Source organism: Kribbella sp. NPDC051718, assembly GCF_040681515.1.
Taxonomy (GTDB): domain Bacteria; phylum Actinomycetota; class Actinomycetes; order Propionibacteriales; family Kribbellaceae; genus Kribbella.
This window is the reverse complement of record NZ_JBFAYZ010000012.1, coordinates 140,894-163,538: the sequence shown is the minus strand read 5'-3', so window position 1 is coordinate 163,538 and position 22,645 is coordinate 140,894. Positions and strand designations below refer to the sequence as shown.

At 68.6% G+C, this 22,645-nt stretch carries 22 protein-coding genes; 9 read left to right on the top strand and 13 right to left on the bottom strand.

The features are described 5' to 3' along the window. Positions 1-58: 58 nt before the first annotated feature. From AB0M15_RS35450 to folP, 3 genes are read right to left on the bottom strand one after another with little or no spacing between them, the layout of a single operon-like run. Positions 59-748, bottom strand: coding sequence for a class III extradiol dioxygenase subunit B-like domain-containing protein (locus tag AB0M15_RS35450; protein ID WP_363828758.1), 690 nt, complete (start codon positions 746-748; stop codon positions 59-61). Positions 749-750: 2 nt separating this feature from the next. Then, positions 751-1,488, bottom strand: a complete 738-nt coding sequence (locus tag AB0M15_RS35445) for a pyrimidine reductase family protein (RefSeq protein WP_363828755.1) — start codon at positions 1,486-1,488, stop codon at positions 751-753. Then, entirely contained in the window at positions 1,488-2,378 is an 891-nt protein-coding gene (folP, locus tag AB0M15_RS35440; RefSeq protein ID WP_363828752.1) for a dihydropteroate synthase, read from the bottom strand. Before folP ends, AB0M15_RS35445 begins: the two co-directional genes overlap by 1 nt. A 126-nt stretch (positions 2,379-2,504) precedes the next feature. On the opposite strand from folP, the gene AB0M15_RS35435 reads away from it, so the two are divergent. The 3 genes from AB0M15_RS35435 to AB0M15_RS35425 are packed head-to-tail and all read left to right on the top strand — an operon-like array spanning position 2,505 to position 5,535. Further along, a complete protein-coding gene (locus AB0M15_RS35435; protein WP_363828749.1) occupies positions 2,505-3,824 on the top strand; it encodes an L-fuconate dehydratase in 1,320 nt (439 codons plus the stop codon). Beyond that, on the top strand, positions 3,821-4,573 hold the full coding sequence (locus AB0M15_RS35430; protein ID WP_363828746.1) for an SDR family NAD(P)-dependent oxidoreductase: 753 nt from the start codon (positions 3,821-3,823) through the stop codon (positions 4,571-4,573). The genes AB0M15_RS35435 and AB0M15_RS35430 overlap by 4 nt, the downstream gene beginning before the upstream one ends. Next, positions 4,570-5,535, top strand: a complete 966-nt coding sequence (locus AB0M15_RS35425; RefSeq protein ID WP_363828743.1) for an aldo/keto reductase — start codon at positions 4,570-4,572, stop codon at positions 5,533-5,535. The genes AB0M15_RS35430 and AB0M15_RS35425 overlap by 4 nt, the downstream gene beginning before the upstream one ends. 381 nt (positions 5,536-5,916) lie before the next feature. Here the strand turns inward: AB0M15_RS35425 and AB0M15_RS35420 are convergent, their stop codons facing one another. Continuing rightward, complete coding sequence (locus AB0M15_RS35420) at positions 5,917-7,497, bottom strand: ATP-binding cassette domain-containing protein (protein ID WP_363828740.1); 1,581 nt, start codon at positions 7,495-7,497, stop codon at positions 5,917-5,919. A gap of 182 nt (positions 7,498-7,679) precedes the next feature. Further along, positions 7,680-8,093: a VOC family protein gene (locus AB0M15_RS35415; RefSeq protein ID WP_363828737.1), complete on the bottom strand. Its 414-nt coding sequence runs from the start codon at positions 8,091-8,093 to the stop codon at positions 7,680-7,682. A 98-nt stretch (positions 8,094-8,191) separates the two neighbouring features. Between AB0M15_RS35415 and AB0M15_RS35410 the strand changes: the two genes are divergently transcribed. After that, complete coding sequence (locus tag AB0M15_RS35410; RefSeq protein ID WP_363828734.1) at positions 8,192-9,106, top strand: hypothetical protein; 915 nt, start codon at positions 8,192-8,194, stop codon at positions 9,104-9,106. Positions 9,107-9,262: 156 nt separating this feature from the next. Here the strand turns inward: AB0M15_RS35410 and AB0M15_RS35405 are convergent, their stop codons facing one another. After that, positions 9,263-9,934 (bottom strand): FadR/GntR family transcriptional regulator, encoded by a 672-nt coding sequence (locus tag AB0M15_RS35405; protein WP_363828731.1) that lies wholly within the window; start codon positions 9,932-9,934, stop codon positions 9,263-9,265. Positions 9,935-9,983: 49 nt separating this feature from the next. On the opposite strand from AB0M15_RS35405, the gene AB0M15_RS35400 reads away from it, so the two are divergent. From AB0M15_RS35400 to AB0M15_RS35385, 4 genes are all read left to right on the top strand, one after another. Then, the gene (locus AB0M15_RS35400) at positions 9,984-10,388 is read left to right on the top strand and encodes a DUF3052 domain-containing protein (RefSeq protein WP_363828728.1); all 405 of its coding nucleotides are present in this window, start codon (positions 9,984-9,986) and stop codon (positions 10,386-10,388) included. A gap of 468 nt (positions 10,389-10,856) precedes the next feature. Then, positions 10,857-14,741: a multifunctional oxoglutarate decarboxylase/oxoglutarate dehydrogenase thiamine pyrophosphate-binding subunit/dihydrolipoyllysine-residue succinyltransferase subunit gene (locus AB0M15_RS35395; RefSeq protein WP_363828725.1), complete on the top strand. Its 3,885-nt coding sequence runs from the start codon at positions 10,857-10,859 to the stop codon at positions 14,739-14,741. A gap of 1 nt (position 14,742) precedes the next feature. Next, a complete protein-coding gene (locus tag AB0M15_RS35390) occupies positions 14,743-14,919 on the top strand; it encodes a DUF6104 family protein (RefSeq protein WP_363828722.1) in 177 nt (58 codons plus the stop codon). Positions 14,920-14,944: 25 nt separating this feature from the next. Beyond that, positions 14,945-15,682, top strand: coding sequence for an AAA family ATPase (locus tag AB0M15_RS35385; protein WP_363828719.1), 738 nt, complete (start codon positions 14,945-14,947; stop codon positions 15,680-15,682). On the opposite strand, the gene AB0M15_RS35380 is transcribed toward AB0M15_RS35385, so the two are convergent. Together AB0M15_RS35380 and AB0M15_RS35375 are read right to left on the bottom strand one after the other, a co-directional pair. Next, positions 15,654-16,349: a hypothetical protein gene (locus AB0M15_RS35380; RefSeq protein ID WP_363828716.1), complete on the bottom strand. Its 696-nt coding sequence runs from the start codon at positions 16,347-16,349 to the stop codon at positions 15,654-15,656. The two genes, AB0M15_RS35385 and AB0M15_RS35380, sit on opposite strands and share 29 nt — an antisense overlap. Positions 16,350-16,510: 161 nt before the next feature. Further along, positions 16,511-16,864 (bottom strand): metalloregulator ArsR/SmtB family transcription factor, encoded by a 354-nt coding sequence (locus AB0M15_RS35375; protein ID WP_328327299.1) that lies wholly within the window; start codon positions 16,862-16,864, stop codon positions 16,511-16,513. A gap of 115 nt (positions 16,865-16,979) precedes the next feature. On the opposite strand from AB0M15_RS35375, the gene AB0M15_RS35370 reads away from it, so the two are divergent. After that, the gene (locus tag AB0M15_RS35370; protein WP_363828713.1) at positions 16,980-18,212 is read left to right on the top strand and encodes a sodium:proton exchanger; all 1,233 of its coding nucleotides are present in this window, start codon (positions 16,980-16,982) and stop codon (positions 18,210-18,212) included. A gap of 99 nt (positions 18,213-18,311) precedes the next feature. Here the strand turns inward: AB0M15_RS35370 and AB0M15_RS35365 are convergent, their stop codons facing one another. From AB0M15_RS35365 to AB0M15_RS35345, 5 genes are all read right to left on the bottom strand, one after another. Continuing rightward, a complete protein-coding gene (locus tag AB0M15_RS35365) occupies positions 18,312-18,611 on the bottom strand; it encodes a WhiB family transcriptional regulator (protein WP_328327303.1) in 300 nt (99 codons plus the stop codon). A gap of 135 nt (positions 18,612-18,746) precedes the next feature. Then, positions 18,747-20,201, bottom strand: a complete 1,455-nt coding sequence (locus tag AB0M15_RS35360; protein WP_363828710.1) for an FAD-dependent oxidoreductase — start codon at positions 20,199-20,201, stop codon at positions 18,747-18,749. After that, positions 20,201-21,076 (bottom strand): diiron oxygenase, encoded by an 876-nt coding sequence (locus AB0M15_RS35355; RefSeq protein ID WP_363828708.1) that lies wholly within the window; start codon positions 21,074-21,076, stop codon positions 20,201-20,203. The genes AB0M15_RS35360 and AB0M15_RS35355 overlap by 1 nt, the downstream gene beginning before the upstream one ends. Positions 21,077-21,148: 72 nt before the next feature. After that, positions 21,149-21,658: a GNAT family N-acetyltransferase gene (locus AB0M15_RS35350; RefSeq protein WP_363828705.1), complete on the bottom strand. Its 510-nt coding sequence runs from the start codon at positions 21,656-21,658 to the stop codon at positions 21,149-21,151. Continuing rightward, positions 21,659-22,627 carry a zinc-binding dehydrogenase gene (locus tag AB0M15_RS35345; protein ID WP_363828702.1) on the bottom strand — a complete coding sequence of 323 codons (969 nt, stop codon included), beginning with the start codon at positions 22,625-22,627 and terminating at the stop codon, positions 21,659-21,661. Between the last annotated feature and the right edge of the window lie 18 nt (positions 22,628-22,645).

Genomic DNA, 22,645 nt, shown 5'->3' with positions numbered 1-22,645 from the left:
CCGGCCCGATTCGAACCGGCCCTTACCCAACAGATTCCACCGGGGTCTTCAGAAACCCTTAAAGTGCCCAGCTCGCGACGAAATAGCCAACCCCGTAGGGCGCCGCGTTGTACCCGAGTTGGCCACGTAGACCGGGGGCCGCTCCGGCCAGTACTTGCCAAGGGGCCCGGCCTGCGGCGTGAAGTTCGGTCGCGAGCTCGGGGTCGAGCGCGGCGAGCGTCTCCGTGTCGGCCAACTCCAGTGCGGCGGCGACCGTACTGTCGAAGATCTCGGCGCGTGGGTGGAGATGTACCGGGGCGTGGTCGCTGCGTCGCGCTGAGCCATCGCCCATCACCAGCAGCGCGATCCGTTCATTGCCATGGGCAAGTTCTTGCCCCAGCGCAAGACAAACGGCCGGGGTCTCAGACGCAGCCACAGTGATGGAGGTCCGCGGCAGGTCGGCTGCTTTGCTTTGCTCGACGAGCCAGGTGCCGACGGCGAGTGACAGCGGCAGTACCGGCGTACCGGAGTCGCCGACGGTCACGTCCGGGGCACCGTACGGGCCGAAGCTGCCGGCGGCGGAGGCGTCGTACCGGGTGCCAGTCAAAGGACCCGAGCCGATGATCACCAGCGCGTCCGCGTCGGCCAGGCGGTCGACGGCGGCGAAGCACGCGGCGCGGAGTGGATCGAGTTCGAAGGCGGCGCCGGAGGCGAGTTCGGGGATGAGGAGTGGTGGATGCGGGCAGACCGCGGCCGCGACGACGGGCACTCTCAGTTCCTTCCGTACCGCAGGAAGAGGTAGCCGTCGTCGCCGTTGAGCACATGCAGCGGCTTCAACCGGTGGACCTGCGTCGACGCGATCCCGTCCGTGATCCGCCGCGCCCCCGGCCCGGCCAGCAGCGGCGACACCGTCAGGCACATCTCATCGACGAGATCCGCCGAGGTCAGCGCCCCCAGCAAATGCGGACCACCCTCACACAAGATCTGCGGCAGCCCACGCTCAACCAGAGCATCGACGGCTTGCGTCAGATCGACGGAATCATCGCCGAACACCAATACGTCGGCAACCTCCGCCAACGCCTTGCGCTGATCCGCCGGCGCCGACTCGCACGTGATCACGATCGGCCGCACCGGCGCCTCGGTGAAGACCGAACTGCCGGCACTCAGATCGAGCCGCGCGGAAACCACCGCCAGCACCGGGTTCCCCGACAGCCCCTGCGAAGCGCGCCACTCCCGACGCGCCTTGCCCAACCGCAGCCCGTTGTACTGCTCGGCCCGCAGCGTCCCCGCGCCGACCAGCACGACGTCCGCGAGCTGCCGCAGCAGCCCGAGCAGATTCTGGTCATCCTTCGACGACAGCCCGCCGGACAACCCGTCCAGCGTCACCGCCCCGTCGATGCTGGTGACGAAGTTGGCCCTCAGCCGACGCGCCGAGCGATCCGGTGCGGCGTACGCGGCGATCAACTCCTCGCCGGTCAGCTCCTTGCCGTCCGCAGACCAGCGATGCATCACACCAGGCTCCTTCGCGTGTACGCGGGCTGTTTCGTCCGCTGCAGAACGGCGATCAGGTCGAGCGCCTGCCGGACCCCGGCGACGTCATGTACCCGGAAGACCCGGGCACCTAACCAGGCCATCACACTGACCGCCGCCATCGTCGCCGGCCCCCTGCGCGCGGACGGTAGATCGAGGCTTTCGCCGAGGAAGTCCTTGTTGGACGGGGCAACGAGCACCGGCCAGCCGGTCGCGGCCAGCTCGTCGACCCGGCGTGTCACCTCCAGCGAGTGCCAGGTGTTCTTGCCGAAGTCGTGGGTCGGGTCGATCACGATCGCGTCCCGCCGGACGCCGGCCGCGACCGCGCGCTCGGCCAGGGCGGTCGTCGTGCGGATGACGTCGGCGACCACGTCGTCGTACGCCATCCGATGCGGATCGGTCCGCGGCGCGAGTCCGCCGACATGACTGCACACCAGCCCCGCGCCGACTTCGGCGGCCGCACCGGCGAGCTCAGGATCGGAGCCCGACCAGGTGTCATTGATGAGGTTCGCGCCGGCCTCGCCAACCCGTCGGGCGACTCCGCTGCGGTACGTGTCCACGCTGATGATCAGTTCGGGGTGCCGCGCCCGGACCTCGGCCACGAAGTCGACCGTCCGGCGCAGCTCCTCGGTCTCGCTGACCGGTTCGCCGTACCCAGCCTTGACCCCGCCGACGTCGACCACGTCGGCGCCGTCCGCGACGGCCCGGTCGATCGCCTCGAGCGCCGCCTCGGTCGCGTAGGTCGCGCCGCCGTCGAAGAACGAGTCGGGCGTCCGGTTCAGGATCGCCATCACCGCGAACTCCCCCGGCCCGAAACTCCGCCCACCCAGCCGCAGTACGCCGTCGCTCGGTACCCCGTCGTCAGCCACGGGCCGACTCTATCCATTGCATTTTCTTGAGTCGGTGAATTAAATAGGGCAACCAGTGCGCACTGACCCACATATCCTATAGGATCTACGGGACAGATCGGATCACTGCCAGAAACGGGTCTCTGCATGCCGCGCTTCTCCGAGGTCGAGACGTACGACGTCCGCTTCCCCACGTCGCTGGACCTGGACGGCTCCGACGCGATGAACGCCGACCCGGACTACTCCGCGGCGTACCTGATCATCCGCACCGACGCCGGCGACGGGCTGGAAGGCCACGGCTTCGCCTTCACCATCGGCCGCGGCAACGACGTCCAGACCGCCGCAATCGAGGCCCTGCGCGACCACGTCATCGGGCTCGACGTCGACGCGACGCTGAACGACCTCGGCGGGTTCTGGAAGAGCCTGGTGCACGACTCGCAGCTGCGCTGGCTCGGGCCCGAGAAGGGCGTCATGCACATGGCGATCGGCGCGGTCGTCAACGCGGTCTGGGACCTGGCCGCGAAGCGGGCCGGCGTACCGCTGTGGAAGCTGTTGTCGGATCTCTCCCCCGAGCAGATCGTCGATCTGGTCGACTTCCGCTACCTCACCGACGCGCTCACTCGCGACGAGGCGCTGGAGATCCTGTCCGCCGCTCAGCCCGGCCGCACCGAGCGGGAGGAGCTCCTGCGCGAGCAGGGCTACCCGGCGTACACGACGACGCCCGGCTGGCTCGGCTACGACGACGCCAAGCTGGTCCGGCTCTGCCGCGAGGCCGTCGCCGAGGGGTTCAGCCAGATCAAGCTCAAGGTCGGCGCGAACCTCGAGGACGACATCCGCCGGATGCGGCTGGCCCGGGAGACGGTCGGCCCGGACATCCGGATCGCCATCGACGCGAACCAGCGCTGGGACGTCGGCGACGCGATCGGCTGGATCGAGGCGCTGAAGCCGTTCGACGTGTGGTGGGTCGAGGAGCCGACGAGTCCGGACGACATCCTCGGGCATGCGGCGATCGCTCGTGCCGTCGCGCCGGTTCGGGTGGCGACCGGTGAGCACGTGCAGAACCGGGTCGTGTTCAAGCAGTTGCTGCAGGCGGAGTCGCTGTCGTTCGTACAGATCGACTCGGCCCGGGTGGCCGGCGTGAACGAGAACATCGCCATCTTGCTGCTGGCGGCGAAGTTCGGCGTACCGGTGTGCCCGCACGCGGGTGGGGTAGGACTGTGTGAGCTGGTGCAGCACCTGTCGATGTTCGATCTGGTCGCGGTCAGCGGAAGTACCGAGAATCGGGTGATCGAGTTCGTCGACCATCTGCACGAGCACTTCCTGGAGCCCGTGGTGATCAAGGACGGGAACTACGTGGCGCCGCTGCGGCCGGGGTTCAGCGCCGAGATGGACGCCAAGACGCTGGACGACTACCGGTACCCGGCTGGCAAGATCTGGACCGAGTTGACTAAGGAGAGCGATAAGTGACGGATTTCGCCGGCTTGAAGGCTGTGGTGACCGGAGGAGCATCCGGGATCGGACTGGCCGCGGCCACGCTGCTCGCCGCCCGCGGCGCCGAGGTGATCGTCTTCGACCTGAAGCCGGAGGTGCCCGCGCCACTGAGGGGGATCGCCGCCGATGTGAGCGATGACGCTTCGGTCCGGGACGCGGTGGCGGCCGCGGCGTTGCAACTCGGCGGGATCGACATCCTGATCAACAACGCGGGGATCGGCGCGCAGGGGACGGTCGCTGGGAACGACGACGACGAGTGGCATCGGGTGCTCGATGTGAACGTCGTCGGGATCGCCCGGGTCACTCGCGCGACGCTGCCTTACCTGCGGCGTTCCTCGGCCGCGGCGATCGTCAACACGTGCTCGATCGCGGCGACGGCGGGGCTGCCCAACCGGGCGTTGTACAGCGCGAGCAAGGGCGCCGTACTGGCGTTGACGATGGCGATGGCTGCGGATCACGTGCGGGAGGGGATCCGCGTCAACTGCGTCAATCCCGGTACCGCGGATACGCCTTGGGTTGGACGGTTGCTGGACGTGGCGACTGATCCCGCTGCTGAGCGCGCTGCGCTGGAAGCCCGGCAACCGATGGGTCGCCTGGTGACGGCCTCCGAGGTCGCTGCCGCGATTGCCTACTTGGCCAGCCCGTTGGCTGGCTCGACGACCGGTACTGCACTCGCCGTCGACGGCGGCATGCAAAACCTCCGCCTCCCGGCGGCGAAGTCATGAAGCTTTTTGCGGACGACAACCGAATCGGGCTGGGGGGCGCTCCCCTCGCCGGGCTCTTCTCCCCCGTCCCCGACGCCGAAGCGGTCGCCACGGTCCAAGCTGCTTGGGACGAGGGCTGGCGGTACTTCGACACCGCCCCGCACTACGGCCTCGGACTGGCCGAGGAACGCCTCGGCGCCGGCCTCGCGGGGAAGCCGCGCTCGGAGTACGTGCTGTCCTCGAAGGTCGGCCGGATCATCTACGAAGCCGACACCCCTTCGCCCGATGGCGAGGGCTTCGCCGTCGTCTCCAACCGCCGCCGCCGCTGGGACTTCACCCGCGAGGGCGTCCTGCAGAGCATCGAGGACTCCCTCCGCCGCCTCGACGTCGACCGTCTCGATGTCGTCTTCGTGCACGACCCCGACGACCACTACGACGAGGCCGTCGCCACCGCCTTCCCCACCCTGATCGAGCTCCGCGACCAGGGCGTGATCGGCGCGATCGGCTCCGGCATGAACCAAACCGCGATGCTGACCCGCTTCGTCGAGCAGGTCGACATCGACGTCATCATGCTCGCCGGCCGCTACACCCTGCTGGACCCCGACGGCCTGGACGACGTCCTCCCCGCCTGCCTGGCGAACGACGTCCAGATCGTTGCCGTAGGCATCTTCAACTCCGGCCTCCTCTCCCAACCCCGCCCGGCTGCAGACGCCACCTTCAACTACGCCCCGGCCCCCGACGCCTTGATCGAGAAGGCCAACAAACTCGCCGACATCTGCGAGTCCCACGACGTCACCCTGCCCGCCGTCGCCCTGAACTTCCCCCTGTCCCACCCAGCAGTCGCCGGCATCGCCGTCGGCTGCCGCACCGCCGACGAGGTCCACGCCAACGCAGCCCTGTCGCGTACCGAGGTACCGGCAGCGGTTTGGTCCGACCTCAAGTCAGCCGACCTCCTCCGCGAAGACGCGCCCACCCCGACCTAGCCCCCGGTCACGCCTCCGAGACCCGGACCGCCACACACCAACCACGACCCACCCCCGTCCGCACCCCTAGGGCCAGGCGAACCCCCAGCCCATCAATGCCCACACAAGGCGCCGCCGTCCGCCGTGTCTGGCGGATGGCGGCAGGCCGGTTGGGGCGATTGATGGGCTGGCGGTCCGGCCTCGCTATCGTTTCGCCGACGCCTGGCTCCTGATCGACATCCACGCCAGCGACTTCACGACCGCCACCTACCACCCGGAGTACGAGGGCAGCGGCATCGCCTACCTCGGCTCTCGCATGTACTTCGACCGACTTCGTCACCTCCCTGGACCTCCCCCTCCCACCCGCCCTCGAACAGCTGCTGGCGCTGTAGTTCAGCCAACTTAGAGCGGTTCTATTTCGGTTAGTTCGTTGTGGTCCAGGTGGAGCCAGCGGGTGATGCCGATCTCGCGGAGGAAGGGGAGGTCGTGGCTGGCTATTACCAGGGCGCCGTTGTAGGAGGCCAGGGCGTCTTGGAGTTGGGCGACGCTGGCCAGGTCGAGGTTGTTGGTGGGCTCGTCGAGCATCAGGAGTTGGGGTGGGGGCTCGGCGAGGAGCAGGGCGGCGAGGGTTGCACGGAAGCGTTCGCCGCCGGACAAGGTGCTGACTGGCTGGTCTGCGGCTCGGCCTCGGAAGAGGAAGCGGGCCAGGCGGGAGCGGCGGTACTGGTTTTCGGTGCTGGGGGCTAGTAGCGCCAGGTTTTCTACTACAGACAAGGAATCTTGGAGTAGGTCCAGGCGCTGGGGTAGTAGGCGCCACGGGACCAAGGGCTTGTCGTCGGCGGCGATGGCGTGGAGCAGGGTGCTCTTGCCTGCGCCGTTCGGGCCGGTGAGGGCGATCCGCTCGGGGCCGCGGATCTCCAGGTCGGCGTGCAGGCCGGTACGGAGTACGTAATCTTCCAGCCGTACTACGATCCGCCCGGCCGGCACAGTCGTCTTCGGCAGGTCGACGCGGATCGTGTCGTCGTCGTGGACCTTCTCCTCCGCCTCGGCCAACGCGCTCGCAGCCGTGTCGAGCCGGTCGCTGTGCATGCCGATGTGCTTGGCGGCGGACACCTGCGCATTGCGTTTCAGGTTGCCAGCAACGATCTTCGGGATGCCGCCCTGCTCGAAGGCACGCTGCCCCGCCGCCCGCCGGCGATCCATCTTCATCCGCGCCTCGGCCAGTTCGCGCTTCTGCTTCTTCAGGTCGGATTCGGCCGCGCGCACCATCCGCTCGGCCGCCTCCTGCTCCGCCGCGACGGCTTCCTCGTACGCCGTGAGGTTGCCGCCGTACCAGGTCAGCTCCCCCTTCCGCAGATCGCCGATCTGGTCGACCCGGTCGAGCAGTTCGCGGTCGTGGCTGACGATCAGCAACGCGCCGCGGAAGGCGTCGACCGCGTCGTACAGGTGTTTGCGGGCGCGCAGGTCGAGGTTGTTGGTGGGTTCGTCGAGCAGCAGTACGTCGGGACGCTTGAGCAACTCGGCAGCCAGCCCGAGCAGGATCGTTTCGCCGCCGGACAGCTCGCCGACGCTGCGGTCGAGGGTGATCGCGCCGAGGCCGAGCTTGCCGAGCATCGCGTCGGCGCGCTCCTCCACGTCCCAGCCGTCGCCGACGATCGCGAAGTTCTGCTCGGACGCGTCGCCGGCCTCGATCGCGGTGATCGCGGCCCGGATCCCGTCGATGCCGAGCGCCTGGTCGACGCGCAGCGTGGTGTCGAGGGTGAGGTCCTGCGGCAGGTACCCGAGCTCGCCGCTGACCCGGATCGCCCCGCGTTGCGGAGTGAGGCGTCCGGCGATCAGCCGCAGCAGGGTGGACTTGCCGGCGCCGTTGCGGCCGACCAGCCCGGACCGTACGGGTCCGGCCACGAAGGTCAGCCCGTCGAACAGCACGTCGCCGTCCGGCCAGGCGAAAGAGAGGTCGGTACAGGTCAAAGAGAAAGACATGGGGTGTACTCCGAGATCTCGAACGAGATCGCCCACCGATCGGTGGCGATCAACCGCTACTGAAGAGAGATCTCAGTTCGACAACCCGAACCCCTGACGCCGGCAATGTGACGTCGACAAGCGTAGGCGCTCCCCCGCCTGCGCTTCAAGTCCATTTTCCGACCCGTTGCTCCAGGCAACAGCTACTTGCGCCAGGGCATGTGCTGGAGCGTCCAGGTGTTGCCGTCCGGGTCCGCGAACCAGGCATAGAACACGCCACCCATGTCCTCGACCGGCGCGACGTCGACGCCGCGGCCGACCAGCTCCTCCCGGGCCGCCTCGATATCGGCGACGACCAGATGCAGTCCGCGCAGCGATCCGACCGGCATGTCCGCCTGCGCGATCCCGGTGCTGAGCGTGATCGAGGCGTACGACCCCGGCGGCGTGAGCTGCACGATCCGCACCCCCTCGGCCGGCGTCACGTCGACATCGACGGTGAACCCGAGCTGGTCGGCGTAGAACGCCTTGGACTTGTCGACGTCACTGACCGGCACCATCACCAGCTCCAGCAGGAACGATCCGGGACGAACTTCAGCGGTCGGGTTCTTCTCGCTCATCTGACGTGTCCTTCTCTCAAAGTGTCTCAACAACCTGTCAAGCAGTACGTCGGAGCCGATCTCCCGTTCTCGACACGCCCCTGTGGTTGGGTTCCCCCATGGATCCCTGGCTCGTCGCCTGGTGCCGCCAGGAACTGAACGCCACGCCGGTCGAGCGCTTGATGATCTCGTCGCAGATGGCCGAAGTACAAGGTGTACGCCTCGACGACGGCCGCGACGTCGTGATCAAGTCGCGGCCAGACCCGACCGGACGAGCCAAGACCTGCGTGGCGGTCCAGCGCCACGCAGCCGACGCCGGCTTCCCCTGCGCCCGCCCGCTGACCGAGGCGACCTACCTCGACGACCTCGCGGTCCACGCAGAGGAGTGGCGCCCCGGTGGTGACATGCTGCGCGGCGACAGCCCAGCCCTCGCCGAGCAGTCCGCCAGGCTCTACGCGCAGCTCGCCGCGATCGTCGCAGACCTTCAGCTGGCACCTCCCCTGCCGAACCCCGAATGGGTCAACTGGAACCACTCCGGCCCCGGCATCTGGCCGCCGAACGAGCTCCACGACAACCGGCCCCTCGCCACCCGGCTCCCACCGGCCCTGGTCGCGATCGCAACCCGCGCCCGCGCCCGCCTCGCGGAGGCGGACCAGCTGCCGGGCATCCTCGGGCATGCGGACTGGGAAACGCAGAACCTGCGCTGGGATTCGGCCGGCCCGTACGCCGTGCACGACTGGGACAGCATTGCGTGGCTCCCGGAAGCAGCCCTCGTCGGAGCTGCCAGCGGCGCCTTCGCCAGTGCCGAAACCCCAACCCTGGCGCCGATCCAAAGCTCCGAAGCCTTCATCACCACCTACGAGCAGGCCCGTAGCAGGACCTTCACCACCGAGGAAGCAGAAGTAACCTGGGCCGCCAGCCTCTGGCCGGCCCTCCACAACGCGCGCGGCGAATACCTCTGGAACAGCCGCCCGGTCGCCCTCACCGAGGTGCTGACCCAGGGCGAGGAACGCCTCCGCCGAGCGGGCGCCTGAACGACATCCGTGCTGCGGAAGGGGTGCCTGGCAGCGACTACTTATCTGAGTCCGCCCCCGCCCGCCGGGCCGCCTCATCTACCGCACTGTGTCACCCCGGCACTGCCTGAACCACCGCCGCAGCCGGGACTGTCTGTTGCTCTTGTCTGTTGCTCTTCAGCGGGCTTTGCGGAGCCAGGTTTCTACGCCGGAGATGTGGGCTGTCATCCAGGCTCGGGCGGCGTCGGTGTCGTTGGCTTCGATGGCGTCGAGGATGGCGGTGTGTTCGGCCAGGGTGCGTTCGACCGCGCCGGCCTGGGTGACGCCGCGCCAGATGCGGGCTCGCTGGGTGGCGCCGGAGATGCCGTCGAGCAGGGAGCAGACGACGGCGTTGCCGCTGGCTTCGGCGATTCCGCGGTGGAAGCGGAGATCGTTGGCTACCAGGTCGTCGATCGCGGCGTCCGCGGTCAGGTCGCTGGTCAGCAGCCGGAGCTCGGCCAGCTGTTCGCGGGTGATGCGGACGGCGGCCAACGCGGCGACGCCGGGCTCCAGCAGCCGGCGTACCTCGAAGAACTGGAGCACCGAGTCGTCCTGGTGCAGGTCGACCATGAAGCTGAGCGCGTCGAGCAGATGCGCCGAGTCGAGGGACGTCACATAGGTGCCGTCGCCGTGCCGCACGTCGAGCACGTTGACCAGGGTGAGCGCTTTCACGGCCTCCCGCAGCGAGTTGCGCGACAGCCCCAGCCGGGCCGCGAGGTCCGCCTCCTTGGGCAGCCGGTCGCCCGGCCTCAACTCGCCCGAGGTGATCATGTCCTTGATCTTGACGATCGCCTCATCCGTCAACGCCATTCGGTCAGTATGCCGCTACGGCCGGTCGCGAGGGGGCAGAATCGGCGGTATGACGGACGGGTACTCCGGGAAGCCGCTTGCCGCGAAGCTGGGGATCAAGGCGGAGCACACCGTGGTGCTCGACAACGCTCCGCCCGGGTTCGCCATCGACGGCCTGCCCGACGGGGTTCGCCAGCTCACGCGGCCCGGCAGGGCGGAGTACGACGTGATCCTTGCCTTCTGCCCGGATCGCGCCCGGCTCGCCAGCAGACTTCCCGTACTCCTGCCGAGAACCGCCACGGCCGGGATGATCTGGGTCGCCTGGCCGAAGCGCGCTTCCGGCGTACCGACCGATCTGGACGAGAACGGCGTCCGCGAACTGGCCCTGCCGCTCGGCGTGGTGGACGTGAAGGTGTGTGCGATCGATGCCACCTGGTCCGGGCTCAAACTGGTCCGCCGGCTGGCCAATCGGTGAGAACTGGACTGATCCGCTGAGTGACGTTGGCCACATAAGTACTAAAGAAAGCCCCTCACGACCGGCGATCGTCCGGCTGCATACTGTGGCCAGCAAGGCTTGCCGAACACCGGCCGGTAGACCGGAATCACCGCTGGAACCCCACCCCTGCAACGGGTCCGGCAGTCAATCCGTCGTCAGTCCAGTTCCCGGCGGCCGGGCCCGGCGGTGCGATCGCTGGAACACCTGCCGCGGCAGTGTTTCAGCCCTCGATCGATCAACTGCGCGAGTCCCAACCACTCGATCGACTGGTCCGGTGATCCCGGGCTGCGGAACTGTTGCGGCAGCTATTAGCCTTGGCTCGGGAAGACCCAATTAAACCCCGTGTGTCGCTTGTGTGGTTTCCGTGGGCCCCTCTAGCGTCAAGCCACACCACTCACGCGACACCCAGTCATAACTCTGACCCGATCGGAAGAGGCGAACTGCCCAGTGGCCACCGAGCCATCAGAACCTGACCCCTTTGCAGCCTTCGGTGCGAACGAATGGCTGGCCGACGAGATGTACGAGAGCTACCTCTCCGATCCGAAGTCGGTGGACCCGGCCTGGATCAAGTACTTCGAGTCCGACAGCTTCAAGGGGAACAGCCCGGGTGATGCGAAGCCGGTGACGTCCAGCCCGGTCGACGCTCCCCGTCCGGACGCCGTGTCAGACAACAAGACCCCAGAGGCGCCGAGCCGCGGTACTGCGGCCGCTGCCCCCGCCTCCAGCCAGCCGGCCGCTCAGGCCGCGGCACAGGCCCCCGCTCCGGCAGCGCCGGCTCCGGCTGCCGCAGCGACCCCGGCCCAGCCAGCCGCCAGCCAGCAGCCCGCGGCGGCACAGCAGGCCAAGCAGCCCCAGACCGCTTCGTCAACGCAGAAGGCAGCGCCCGCCGGAGGCGGCGTCCCTACCGGAGGCACGGTGAACCAGCCGACCAGCGCGCAACCCAAGCCCGCACCCGCGACCGCTGCGGACGCAGAGCGGCGGATCCTCCGCGGCGCGCCCGCCCGGACCGCGCAGAACATGGAGACCAGCCTCACGGTCCCGACCGCGACCAGTGTTCGCGAGGTGCCGGTCAAGCTGCTGATCGACAACCGGATCGTCATCAACAACCACCTGCGCCGGGCGCGCGGCGGCAAGATCTCGTTCACCCACCTGGTCGGCTGGGCGCTGGTCAAGGCGCTCAAGACGCTGCCGGAGATGAACGCGTCGTACGACGTGACCGAGGGCAAGCCGACGCTGGTCCAGCCCGAGCACATCAACCTCGGCCTGGCCATCGACATGCAGAAGCCCGACGGCACCCGGCAGCTGCTGGTGCCGTCGATCAAGGCCGCCGAGTCGATGACGTTCGCCCAGTTCTGGATGGCCTACGAGGACGTCGTCCGGCGGGCCCGGGACAACAAGCTGGCGCTGCCCGACTTCCAGGGCACGACGATCAGCCTGACCAACCCCGGCACGATCGGCACCCAGCACTCGGTACCGCGGCTGATGAGCGGCCAGGGCTGCATCGTCGGCGTCGGCGCGATGGACTACCCCTCGGCGTACCAGGGCGCGGCCGAGGAGACGATGGCCAAGCTCGCGGTCAGCAAGGTGATGACGCTGACCTCGACCTACGACCACCGGATCATCCAGGGCGCCCAGTCGGGTGAGTTCCTGCGCCGGCTGCACCGGCTGCTGCTCGGCGACGAGGGGTTCTACGACGAGATCTTCCAGTCGCTGCGGATCCCGTACGAGCCGATCCGCTGGGCCGCCGACCTCCCGCACAGCCACGAGGAGGACATCAGCAAGCAGGCCCGCATCCTCGAGCTGATCCACGCGTACCGGGTGCGCGGCCACATCATGGCCGACACCGACCCGCTGGAGTACAAGCAGCGCAGCCACCCCGACCTGGACGTCGCCACCCACGGCCTGACGCTGTGGGACCTGGACCGCGAGTTCGCCACCGGTTCCTTCGGTGAGCAGAGCGACCGCCGGTTCATGAAGCTGCGCGACATCCTGGGCATCCTGCGCGACTCGTACTGCCGGACCACCGGTATCGAGTACATGCACATCCAGGACCCCGAGCAGCGCAAGTGGATCCAGGAGCGGGTCGAGCGGCCGCACACCAAGCCGCCGCGCGAGGAGCAGCTCCGGATCCTGGCCAAGCTGAACGAGGCCGAGGCGTTCGAGACCTTCCTGCAGACCAAGTACGTCGGCCAGAAGCGGTTCTCGCTGGAGGGTGGCGAGACCACCATCCCGCTGCTCGACGAGCTGTGCGAGGAAGCCGCCGGGGCCGGCCTCGACGAGGTCACCATCGGGATGGCCCACCGCGGCCGGCTGAACGTGCTGGCCAACATCGTCGGCAAGTCGTACGGGCAGATCTTCCGCGAGTTCGACGGCAACATCGACCCGCGGACCGTCCAGGGCTCCGGTGACGTCAAGTACCACCTGGGCGCCGAGGGCGAGTTCGTCTCCGAGTTCGGCGACAAGATCAAGGTGTCGGTCGCGGCGAACCCGTCCCACCTGGAGACCGTCGACCCGGTGCTCGAGGGCATCGTCCGGGCCAAGCAGGACATCCTCGACCAGGGCGCGGCCTTCCCGGTACTTCCGGTGCTGGTCCACGGTGACGCGGCGTTCGCCGGTCAGGGCGTCGTCGCCGAGACCCTCAACCTGTCGCAGCTGCGCGGGTACCGGACCGGTGGCACGATCCACGTGATCGTCAACAACCAGGTCGGGTTCACCACCTCGCCGGCCTCGTCGCGCTCGTCGATGTACTGCACCGACGTGGCCCGGATGGTCCAGGCGCCGATCTTCCACGTGAACGGCGACGACCCCGAGGCCTGCATCCGGGTCGCGGACCTGGCCTTCGAGTACCGCCAGGCGTTCAACAAGGACGTCGTCATCGACCTGGTCTGCTACCGCCGCCGCGGCCACAACGAGGGCGACGACCCGTCGTTCACGCAGCCGCTGATGTACGACCTGATCGAGCAGAAGCGGTCGGTCCGCAAGCTCTACACCGAGGCGCTGATCGGTCGTGGCGACATCACGATCGAAGAGGCCGAGCAGGCGATGCGCGACTTCCAGCAGCGGCTCGAGCGGGTCTTCACCGAAGTACGGGAGGCCAAGAGCCAGCCGGACAGCCCGGCGCCGTACATCACCGTCCCGAGCTACCCGGACAAGCCGGACGGCCCGGACGCGACCGCGACGACGCCCGAGGTGCTGAAGAAGATCGCCGACGCGTACACCACGCTGCCGGAGGGCTTCACCGCGCACCCGAAGGTGATGCCGCAGCTGCAGCGCCGGGCCGGTGCGATCACGCAGGGCCCGGTCGACTGGGCCTCCGCGGAGATCACCGCCTTCGGTTCGCTGCTGCTGGCCGGTCGTCCGGTCCGGCTCGCCGGTCAGGACAGCCGCCGCGGCACGTTCGTCCAGCGGTTCGCCGCGGTCATCGACCGGGTGAACGGCCAGGACTACGTCCCGCTGCAGAACCTGGACGAGCAGCAGGCGAACTTCTACGTCTACGACTCGCTGCTCAGCGAGTACGCCGCCCTCGGCTTCGAGTACGGCTACTCCGTGGCCCGGCCGGACGCGCTGGTGCTGTGGGAGGCGCAGTTCGGTGACTTCGTGAACGGCGCCCAGTCGATCATCGACGAGTACATCTCGGCCGGCGAGGCGAAGTGGGGCCAGAAGTCCGGCGTCGTGCTGCTGCTGCCGCACGGCTACGAGGGCCAGGGCCCCGACCACTCGTCGGCCCGGATCGAGCGCTTCATGGCGCTGTGCGCCGAGAACGCGATGACCGTGGCCCAGCCGTCGACGCCCGCGTCGTACTTCCACCTGCTGCGGCGGCACACGCTGCAGGAGGAGCACAACCCGCTGATCGTCTTCACGCCGAAGCAGCTGCTCCGGCTGAAGGCAGCGGTGTCGCAGCCGGAGGAGCTGACCAGCGGTACCTTCCACCCGGTGCTGGGCGACGCGGAGGCCGAGCAGAACCCGGCCGCCGTCGAGCGGGTCATCCTGTCCTCGGGCCGGATCATCTACGACCTGCTGGCCGAGCGGAAGAAGGCCGAGCCGGACAAGATCAGCACGGCGGTACTGCGGATCGAGCAGCTGTACCCGCTGCCGGCCGAGGAGATCAAGGCGCAGCTGGCGAAGTACCCGAACCTGCAGGAGATCCGCTGGGTGCAGGACGAGCCGGCGAACCAGGGTCCGTGGCCGTTCATGGCGCTGAACCTGACCGAGCACCTGGGCGGCAAGCCGTTCTACCGGGTGTCCCGGCCGGCCATGTCCGCCACGTCGGTCGGTTCGCACGGCGTGCACGTCGCCGAGCAGGCGACGCTGATGAAGCAGGCCTTCAGCTGACGTGTACTTCACCGACAGAGGGATCGAGGAGCTCGAGGGCCGGCGGGGCGAGGAAGAAGTCCCGTTGGCCTGGGTCGCCGAGCGGCTGCGCGAGTTCGTCGACCTGAACCCCGAGTTCGAGACCCCGATCGAACGCTTCGCCACCTGGCTCGCCCGCCTGGACGACGAAGACGACTAACCCTCTCCTGCTTTAGTTTGAGCAGATGCCCTTCGCCAGTCATCCCGTACGCCGGGTTGCCGCGGCGGAGGGCATCAGCGTTTCCACCACCTGGCCGCACACCATCCCAGCCGTGCGGCAACTACTCACCGACGGCCTCGACCTGGGCCCCGGCGTCACCTTCCTCGTCGGCGAGAACGGCGCCGGCAAATCCACCCTGGTCGAGGCGATCGCCATCGCCTTCGGCATGTCCCCCGAGGGCGGCTCGACCGGCGCCAGGCTGACGACCCGCGCCTCGGAGTCCTCGCTCGCCCGGGACATCCAGCTGACCCGCGGAGCCGGCTCCCCGCGCTGGGGCTTCTTCCTCCGGGCCGAGACCATGCACGGCTACTACACGTACCTCGAGCAGAACCCCGGTGGACGCGACCCGAGGTTCCACGAACTGAGCCACGGCGAAGGCTTCCTGGAAGTACTCCGGAGCCGCTTCGACAGCCCCGGCCTCTACTGCCTCGACGAACCGGAATCCGCCCTCTCGTTCTCCTCCAGCCTCGCCCTGGTGGGCGTCCTCGACGAACTGGCCAACGGCGGCGGCCAGGTCATCTGCGCAACCCACTCCCCCGTCGTCTGCTCCCTCCCCGGCGCCAGGATCCTGGAGGTCGGCGACTGGGGCATCCAGGAGGCGAGGTGGGCCGACCTGCAGTTGGTCCAGAACTGGCGCGCCTATCTCGACGCCCCAGAACGCTACCTACGGCACATCATTGGTAGTGAGCCTCGCCGACCTTGAGGGCCGTGATCCGGCCGTATCGTGCGCGGCCGTTGTAGGTCGAGCAGTACAGGGTGGCGGTGCCCGGAGCGTCCAGTACCAGCAGGTCCTGCACGCTGACGGGGATGCGTGGGGAGGTGATGCTCCAGCCGAGGCGGACCGGCGTCACGTCGCCTGTACTGAGCTTGCAGTAGCCGTTCTGGTTGTCGCCGTCCAGGTTCTGCAACTCCGCCTTGCCGAAGAGCGCGTACGAACCCGCCGGCAACTGGATCGAGGCGACCGGCGTCTCGGTGTGGTTGTGCAGGTCTACGCCACCGCCGGCCATGTAGGCGTCGCTGAAGCCAGGAACGCCCTGCTCACCTTGCGCACCCTGCGGGCCCGTCGGCCCGACCGGCCCCTCGGCGCCGGTCTCCCCAGTTGCCCCGGTGTCACCCTTCGCGCCCGTTGGCCCGACGGGCCCAACCGGTCCTTGCGGGCCGGTCTGGCTCCAGGTGGTCGGCAGTTCGGTCGAGCGGCACCTCTCGCCCTTCTCGACCACCCGCAGCGCGCCCTTGTCCTGCAGCAGTCCACCCTTGTTGTAGCAGCCGTGGACCACGCCGTCTTCGTCCGGAATGGCCGCGTACGCGACACTCCCCGCGCCGATCAGCCCCACCGCGACCACGATCCCGGCCAGCCGTGCCTTCTTCATGAGTCCTCCCCTGGGTCGGCCGGCCCCCGTGTGGGCGATTCAGCCGACTCCCTCACGAGCCGGCTCAGCCACCCCCGAACTTAGGTGCCTAAGGCATTGACTCGGCCCAACCCTGACCCAGCGACCCCGACACCGTGCCCTTTCGGCCCGGTGTCAGCTGCCTAATCCGTGTGGGGTGGACGGCGACGCAGCGGTGGGTCGGGGGCCAGGGAGCCGTCGGGGGCGATGTGTTCGAAGATCTGGTCGACCATGTTGAGGACGTGCGGGTCGTCGACGGTGTAGATGTGCCGGCGGCCTTCGCGGCGGGCGGTGATGATGCCGGCCAGGCGGAGTTTGCCGAGGTGCTGGCTGGCGGTGGCGATACTGACGCCGACGCGGTCCGCGAGGGTGCCGACGTCGTACTCGCCCTGGGCCGCCAGGGACACCAGGTGCAGCCGGACCGGCGCCGAGAGCATCGCGAACGTGCTGGCGGCGGCGTCGAGCTGGGCTCGGGTGGGTTCAGGGGGTGTGCTCATCGCGGAGTCATTGTGACCTTTCCGGAGGTCCCCCGGTACTCGGCAGGCCGAGGGTGAGTACGGTCTCATACTTGCGCAATTGCGAAAGTATCGAAATGGTGGCAGGCTGGACATCGTGATCAGAGCACTCCGCCCCGTCCTGATGCTGCTTCTCGCGGCTGTTCCGGCGATCGCACTGCGGCTCAGCGGCGTCCATCCGGCCGCTCCGTTGGCCATCGTTGTCTTCGGGCTCGGAGTGGTCGCGGCGTCGTTCGTCCTGGCCTGGGCGGCCGAGGCGGCGGAGGTCGACATCTCCGGCGGCCTGGCGATCGCACTGCTCGCGGTCATCGCGGTACTACCGGAGTACGCGGTGGACCTGTACTTCGCCCACACCGCCGGCAGCCAGCCGGAGTACGTCGCCTACGCCGCCGCCAACATGACCGGCTCCAACCGGCTCCTGCTCGGCCTCGGCTGGTCCAGCGTCGTACTGATCAGCCTGTACGTCGCCAGCAAGCGCAGCGGCCGCAGCATCAAGGCCCTGGTGCTCGAATCGGGCTACCGCCGCGAGCTGGGCTTCCTGGCCGTCGCCAGCGTCGTCGCCTTCATCATCCCGATCACCGGGCAGATCCACCTGCTCCTGGGCATCGCCCTGCTGGCCTTCTTCGCGTACTACCTCTGGCGCGCTGCCTCGAGCGACAACGACCACGAGCCCGACCTCGTCGGACCCGCAGCCCGGATCGGTGGACTCGGCAAGGTGCAGCGGCGGATCACTGTCGTAGCGATGTTCATGGCGGCGGCCGGGATCATCCTGCTGTCCGCCGAGCCGTTCGCTGACTCGCTGGTCGAGGGTGGGCAGGCACTGGGCATCGACCAGTTCCTGCTCGTGCAGTGGCTGGCACCGCTGGCTTCTGAGGCACCGGAGTTCATCGTGGCGATCCTGTTCGCCTGGCGCGGCAAGGGAGCGGCCGCACTCGGCCTGCTGATCTCCGCGAAGGTGAACCAGTGGACGCTGCTCATCGGCAGCCTCCCGATCGCCTACGGCATCGGTGGCGGCCCTGCTGCGCTGCCGCTGGACGGTCGCCAGGTTGAGGAGTTCCTGCTGACCGCTACCCAGACAGTGCTCGGCCTGGCGGTCCTGCTGAGCCTGCGCTTCCCGCGGTGGGCCGCTTGGACGCTGCTGGGGTTGTTTGCGGTGCAGTTCGCAGTACCGGGGCAGACCGGGCGGTTTGTGCTCTCGGGCATCTACCTGGCGCTGGCGATCTGGGCACTCAGCTACAACCGCCGGTACGTCGTACAGACCCTGACGTCACCGTTCCGCCGCACCCCGAAGGTTGCAGCGGAACAGGAGTCGGAGTTGGCGGGCGTCTAGGGCGGGCCTGGCGGCTTCCTGCAGTCGCGAGCAGGTGCTCAGTGCACCGAGGTGCCGTGCCTAGCGTCGCGCAGCACGCAGGAAGTCGCCAGACCCGCCCTAGCTCGCCTGCTGCTCTTCCACCATGGGGGTCGGCCGACGGCGCTCCTGCGGGCCGGGGCGGCCACGGCGACGGCCGGAGAGGAACTTCTCGCCGGCGGCGGTGCCGGTGAACTTGGTCCGGCGGGCCCACTCGCGGCACTCCTCGATCACCGGGCAGGCGGTCATACAGATCGCCTGTGCCTTGCGCTGCTCCCAGGCGCTCGCGGTCTCGTCGTACGCCGGCGCCTGGCCGATGCATGCCGCTCGCATCATCCAGCGGTCGGCGGGGTCGGCGATCACCGTCAAGGTCGGCCTCATGGGCACTCCTGCTCACGCTCATCGATCGGGCGGATCGATCCGGGGGGTTTCCCGCGGTACGACCAGCGTGCGCCAGCCTCGTTGCCCCGGTGCGACGGCAATGTTTCAGCCATGAAACGTCACGGCCGGACAATGTCACACCCGGACGCCCGCCCCCGCCGGATTCGCCGCTCCCGTGAGCAAACTCCGCACAGTCTCCTCCGCACAAGCCTTGTTGGCCCCGATCCCACCCCGAGCCCCCCGCTTGATCCACCCAGCCACAAAATGCCCCGGCCGCCCCACCACGGCTCCCCGCTCATTCGGCACCACCCCACGCACCTCGTCAAACGGCAACCCGGCGATCGGCCGCCCCGCAAACCCGATCGCGGTGAAGAGATTGCCCGCCGGGATCATCAATCCCTCAACGCGAAGGCCCGCCGCCGGATCCCACGCTTCCGGCGAGGTGCCGAACCGCAACACGACCCGCCGCCCAGCCTCCGGCTGAGCCTCCAACGCCACCCGACGCCGACGGACCCCTCGCAGCAGGTCCGCCATCGCGGGCGCGTCCCGCCCGACAGGAAGTAGTGCCTGGTTGGCGGCTGCGGACCGAGTGCCTGAGCGTGGCGACGGACTGCTTGGCCGACTACCTCCTGTCGAACGGGACGGCTCGCCGTCATCGACTACCACCTCGACTCCGTCGAGGGTGAGCAAGTCGCGCAGGGCGGAGTCGGAGTAGGCGGCGGCTTCGGGGCCTCGGCGGCCGAGGATGACCACCTCGGTGATGCCGCTGGTGGACAGCGTTGTGCGGACTGCGGGCGGGAGGTTCATGGTTGCGAGGCGGTCGGCGTCGCTGAGCAGTAGGCGGGCTAGGTCCAGGGCTACATTGCCGTTGCCGATGATGACTGCGCGGGGGCCGCGCAGGGTGACCGGTAGGTCGGCGGAGCCGGGGCGGCCGTTGTACCAGGCAACTACTTCGGAAGCCGGATAGCTGCCTGCAGAGTCTTCGCCGGGGATGTTGAGGCGGCGGCTGGTGAAGGAGCCGACGGCGTGCACGACAGCGTCGTAGCGGTTCTCGAGGTCGGCGACGACGGCTTCGGTGCCCGGGCGCCAGGTCACCCGGGGGTGGTTGATGATCCGGGAGAAGGTCGAGATGATCTGCTTGGTCATCGGGTGGTCCGGGGCGACGCCGAAGCGGGCCAGGCCGCCGATGACGGGCAACCGGTCGTACACGGTGACCTGGGCGGTACTGCGCAACAGCAGCTCCCGCGTCGCGTACATGCCCGCCGGCCCCGCGCCCACCACGGCAACCCGTCGTGGTCCGCCCGTCCACACCGTGAAGGTGGGCGGCTCCCAGGTGTCGAGGTCGAGCGCATCCACGGCCGGCGACGACGCGAAGTACGAGCGATTCAGCTCCACCTCGACCGGCGTTGCCTGCTCGGCCGGCTTGGCCGCGCCGACCGGACACACATCCGCGCAAGCCCCACAGTCGATACAGGTCCGCGGATCGATGAACAGACCGTCCATCCCACCCGCCGGATGAATGCTGTTCATCGGGCACACCGCCACACAACTCGCATCCGAGCAGCAGTCCCCCGCGATGACGTAGGCCATCAGAGCACCCCGGTACGCCGATAAACCCGCGTCGCCGCCGGCGTCAGCAACCCCACCTCGCCCAGGAAGTCCATCAAATTGGCGCAACTGGACCGCAACAACGCCCGGTGATGCTCATTGCCCCGAGCCTCCCGCACCGCCCGGTCAGCATCCAGCCCGGCATTCGCGTAGACCGCCCGGCCCACCATGCTGCTGATGATGATCTCCGCGGCCAGCGAGATGACCAGCGCGCTCACCGAGCGTCGCACCGCCCCAGCGCCGGCCAACCGCTGCCGCGTCTCGTCCCGCGCGAACACCATGTGCCGCGACTCCTCGACCACATGGATGTGGTTGACCGTACGGATCAACGGCTCGACCCGGCGATCGCGCATCCAGTCGCGCTGCATCACGTCGAGCATCTCCTCCGCGACCAGGATCGCGGCGTACGCCGTTTCGCCGGTCGCCACCGTCTTGAACGCCCGCCCGAGCTCGCGAGCCGCCCGCCCCGGCCGGTACCGCACGTCCACCAACCGCCCGCACAGCTGCGCGAACATGATCGAGTGCCGGCACTCGTCGGCGATCTCGGTCAACGCCCACTGGAACTCCGGGTCGGCCGGGTTCACGGAGTACATGTCGCGCAGGATCAGCTGCTGCAACAGCATCTCGAACCAGATCCCGGTCGAGGCGACCGACGCGGCCTCATGCCGGGTCAGCTCGACGCGCTGCGGCTCGGTCAGCTCATCCCAGTACGCCGTGCCGTAGAGCGTGCTCCACTCCGGGCTCAGCCCGTACCCGTCGCCGAGCGGCGCCGCCCAGTCGACCTCCGTCTGCGGATCGCGGGACAACCGCGCCGAGGAGTCGAGCAACCGCCGTGCCGTTTGGTCCGTGCCGTGCATGGAGCACCTCCCGCTGATACAACACTGTCTATGTAACATAGATCGTGTATCAAAGCAGGGCAAGCCTCAGGGTCACTGAGTGGGACGAACCATCCTGATCTCCGGGACGCCGAAGAACGGCTCGTCGACCTGGGCGCCGTCCTCGACGAACCCGTGCCGCCGGTAGAACGCCTTCGCCCGCTCGTTCCCTCCCAGTACCCAGAGGCTGGCCGCCTCCTTGCCGATAGCAACGTCTAGCAGCCGGTTCCCTAGCCCGCTCCCCCACCACTTCTCGCGGACGTAGATCGCGTAGAGCTCCAACGGCGTCGGCGCGTCCTCGTCCCGCGTCGGCCCCGGCGACGAGAACCCGATCACCCGGTCCCGTACCGCAGCTGCCGGATCAGGGTTGACCGCGACCCACCGCAGTACACCTTCCGAGAGCCGCTCCGTCCAACGCTCGACCCGCAACTCCAGATCGCTGGTCTTCTCCGCCAGCCGCTCCGGCTCGACGAGTCCGGCGTACGCCTCCTGCCAGCAGGTCAGGTGACACCAGGCCGCAGCTTCGGCATCCGCGACGACCGCGCGGCGGATCTCGATCTCCATTCAGACAGTGAAGACGATCTTGCCGAACACGTCACCCGAATTGAGCTTCGTGAAGCCCTCGCGCGCGTCGGCGAGCGCGTAGGTGCTGTCGATGTGCGGCCGGATCCCCGCGTTCGCCATGAACTGCACCAACTCGGCCAGCTCGGCCCGCGTCCCCATCGTCGAGCCCTGCACCCGCAGCTGCAGGAAGAAGATCCGGTTGAGCTCGGCCGACTTCGGTGCCTGCCCGCTCGTCGCACCCGAGATCACCACCGTGCCGCCCTGCTTGAGCGACTTCAGCGAGTGCGACCAGGTCGCCTGCCCGACGGTCTCCATCACCGCGTCGACCCGCTCCGGCAACCACGCACCCGACTCGAACGCCTCGTGCGCGCCGATCTCGACCGCCTTGGCCCGCTTGCCTTCATCCCGGCTGGTCGCCCAGACTCGCAGCCCGGCCGCCCGCGCGAGCGTGATCAGCGACGACGCGACCCCACCACCCGCGCCTTGGACGAGTACGGTGTCCCCCGGCTTCAGCGGCGACTGCGTGAACAGCATCCGGTACGCCGTGAGCCAAGCTGTCGGCAGGCACGCAGCCTCCTCGAAACTCAACCCAGCAGGCTTCGGTACGACGTTGGCAGCCGGCACCGCGATCTTCTGCGCCAGCGTCCCCTGATGCACCTCGCTCAGCAGCGACCGCTTGGGGTCGAGCGTCTCGTCGCCCTTCCACGAGGGATCCGAGATGACCGCATGCACGACCACCTCGTTGCCCTCCGGGTCGATCCCGGCCGCGTCGCACCCCAGGATCATCGGCAGATTCTTCTCCGCCAGCCCGACACCCTTCAACGACCACAGGTCATGGTGATTGAGCGCCGTCGCCTTCACATCGACCGTCACCCACCCGTCAGCCGCGACCGGTTCAGGCCGCTCCCCCACCTCCAGCGCCGAGATCGGGTTATCCGCATCGAACCTGGCAGCGTAGGCAGCAAGCATGTCGTCCACCTTAGATCG